Origin of the sequence: Actinomyces polynesiensis (assembly GCF_000820725.1) — a bacterium.
In the GTDB taxonomy this organism is placed as follows: domain Bacteria; phylum Actinomycetota; class Actinomycetes; order Actinomycetales; family Actinomycetaceae; genus Pauljensenia; species Pauljensenia polynesiensis.
Map to the genome: position 1 here is coordinate 1 of NZ_CCXH01000207.1, position 2,799 is coordinate 2,799.

The 2,799-nt window shown below is 69.5% G+C and carries 2 protein-coding genes; both read left to right on the forward strand.

The annotated features are described in order from the left end of the window. The first annotated feature begins 265 nt into the window (after positions 1-265). The gene (locus TA90_RS08865) at positions 266-886 is read left to right on the forward strand and encodes a LytR C-terminal domain-containing protein (protein ID WP_231550710.1); all 621 of its coding nucleotides are present in this window, start codon (positions 266-268) and stop codon (positions 884-886) included. Positions 887-1,116: 230 nt separating this feature from the next. Then, positions 1,117-2,739, forward strand: coding sequence for a chaperonin GroEL (groL, locus tag TA90_RS08870; RefSeq protein ID WP_043535847.1), 1,623 nt, complete (start codon positions 1,117-1,119; stop codon positions 2,737-2,739). The last annotated feature ends 60 nt before the right edge of the window (positions 2,740-2,799 follow it).

The window sequence follows — 2,799 nt, forward strand, 5'->3', positions numbered from 1 at the left end:
CAGCGGTGGTCACGTCCCCACAGTAGACGGGAGTGGAGGGTCGCCCACTGCGCGCGTGGGTGGCGCGGGAACCCGGACCGGGGGAGGCGTGCGCTCACGGGTCGCCCACTGGGCGCGCGGGTGGCACGGACCGGAGCGGGCGGGGGCGTGGGCGGACACCGGGTCGGCGCAGCGCAGGAGGGCGGGCGGTGGCGCCGACGTCAGCGCCGGGACATCCTGACCGGGTCAGCGGTGGCGACGGGGACGATGCAGGTACTCTGTCCCCGTGAGCAACCAGTATCCCAAGGACGAGTTCGACCGGGCAGGGGAGGACATGCCCGTCGGCATGCACCGCCCGCAGCCCTCGAAGTGGAAGTCCGTGCTGCCCTTCCTCCTCGTCCTCATCCTCGTGCCACTGCTCGGATGGGGAGCCAGCCACCTCCTGACCTCACGGGGCGTCGATGCGCAGGAGTCCGACACCGCGCAGTCCACGCAGTCGGGGACGTCCCAGTCGGGCACCGGGACCCCGAGTGCCTCGGCCGAGCCGTCGGAGTCGCAGGACGAGACCTCCGAGCCGGAGGAGTCCGAGTCCTCCACCCCCGAGCCGAGCGAGAGCGAGACGACGGCGCCCACGGTCGACTACGGCATCAAGATCTCGGTCCTCAACGGCACGGGGACGCAGGGGTACGCGGCCCAGCAGGCCGCGCTGCTGAACAACGCGGGCTTCGCCGGCACCACCGCCGCCAACGCCGACGGCTGGTCGACCACGGTGTCCACCGTCTACTACGCCGACCCCGACATCCAGGCCTCCGCGGAGGAGGTCGCCCGGGTCCTGGGGATCAGCGCCGTGCAGACGACCGACACCTCCTACCTCTCCGGGGCGGACGTGGTGGTCATCCTCCGCTGAGCTGGGGGGACACCGGGTCCCTCGACGGGGGTTGCGCCGATGGCGCAACCCCCGTCTTGCACTCTCGTGGTGGGAGTGCCAGACTTGCCACTGGCACTCGCCAAGGCAGAGTGATAACAACCAGGAGCACCGGTGAGGCCTCCGCGGGGACGTGACAAGAACGTCCACGGGGTGGTCGTCCGTCGCGGGCACCGGACTCCGCATCCGCACCGCGGAAGGGAACACACAGCATGTCCAAGATCATCACGTTCGACGAGGAGGCTCGTCGTGGCATGGAGCGCGGCCTGAACCTCCTGGCCGACACCGTCAAGGTGACGCTGGGCCCCAAGGGCCGCAACGTCGTGCTCGACAAGAAGTGGGGCGCCCCCACGATCACCAAGGACGGCGTCTCCGTCGCCAAGGAGATCGACCTCGAGGACCCCTTCGAGCGCATCGGCGCCGAACTGGTCAAGGAGGTCGCCAAGAAGACCGACGACGTCGCAGGTGACGGAACCACCACTGCGACCGTCCTGGCCCAGGCGCTCGTCCACGAGGGCCTGCGCAACGTCGCCGCCGGGTCGAACCCCATCGCCCTGAAGCGCGGCATCGATGCGGCCGTCGAGGCCATCGTCGACCAGCTGCACAAGGACGGCAAGCCCGTCGTCACGAACGACCAGATCGCCGCCACGGCCTCGATCTCCGCCAATGATCCCGAGATCGGCCAGCTCATCGCGCAGGCCTTCGAGAAGGTCGGGGCGGAGGGTGTCGTCACCGTCGAGGAGACGAACTCCTTCGACACGACGCTGGAGACCACCGAGGGCATGCGCTTCGACAAGGGCTACCTCTCGGCCTACTTCGTCACCGACAACGAGCGTCAGGAGGCCGTCCTCGAGGACGCCTACGTGCTGCTCGTCGAGTCCAAGATCTCGAACATCAAGGACCTGCTCCCGGTCCTGGAGAAGGTCATGCAGTCCGGCAAGCCGCTGCTGATCATCGCCGAGGACATCGAGGGTGAGGCCCTGGCCACCCTGGTCGTCAACAAGATCCGTGGCACCTTCAAGTCGGTCGCCGTCAAGGCCCCCGGCTTCGGTGACCGCCGCAAGGCGATGCTGCAGGACATGGCCATCCTCACCGGTGGTCAGGTCATCTCCGAGACCGTCGGCCTGTCCCTGGAGAACGCCGACCTCGACGTCCTCGGCCGCGCCCGCAAGGTCGTCGTCACGAAGGACGAGACGACGATCGTCGACGGCGCCGGCGAGAAGGATGCCCTCGACGGGCGCATCCGCCAGCTGAAGGCCGAGATCGAGAACACCGACTCCGACTACGACCGCGAGAAGCTCCAGGAGCGCCTGGCCAAGCTCTCCGGTGGCGTCGCCGTCATCAAGTCCGGCGCGGCCACCGAGGTCGAGCTCAAGGAGCGCAAGCACCGCATCGAGGACGCGATCCGCAACGCCCGCGCCGCCTCGGAGGAGGGGCTCGTCGCCGGTGGTGGCGTGGCCCTGATCCAGGCCGCGAACAAGGCGCTGGGTGCGCTCGACTTCACCGGTGACGAGGCCACGGGTGTGGGCATCGTCCGCATCGCGGTCGCCTCCCCGCTCAAGCAGATCGCCGAGAACGCCGGTCTCGAGGGTGGCGTCGTCGCCGACCGCGTGGCGGGCATGGAGGCCGGTTTCGGCCTCAACGCCGCCAACGGTGAGTACGGCGACCTGATGGCCGAGGGCATCTCCGACCCGGTCAAGGTCACCCGCTCCGCGCTGCAGAACGCGGCGTCGATCGCCGGGATGTTCCTCACCACCGAGGCCGTCGTCGCCGACAAGCCGGAGCCCCCGGCCCCGGCCGCCGGCGCCGGTGACGACATGGGCGGCATGTACTGATCGCCCCGGTCTCCCACCGGCTCCACCGCTGGTGAGATCCCGTTCGGGTCCCCCTCCACC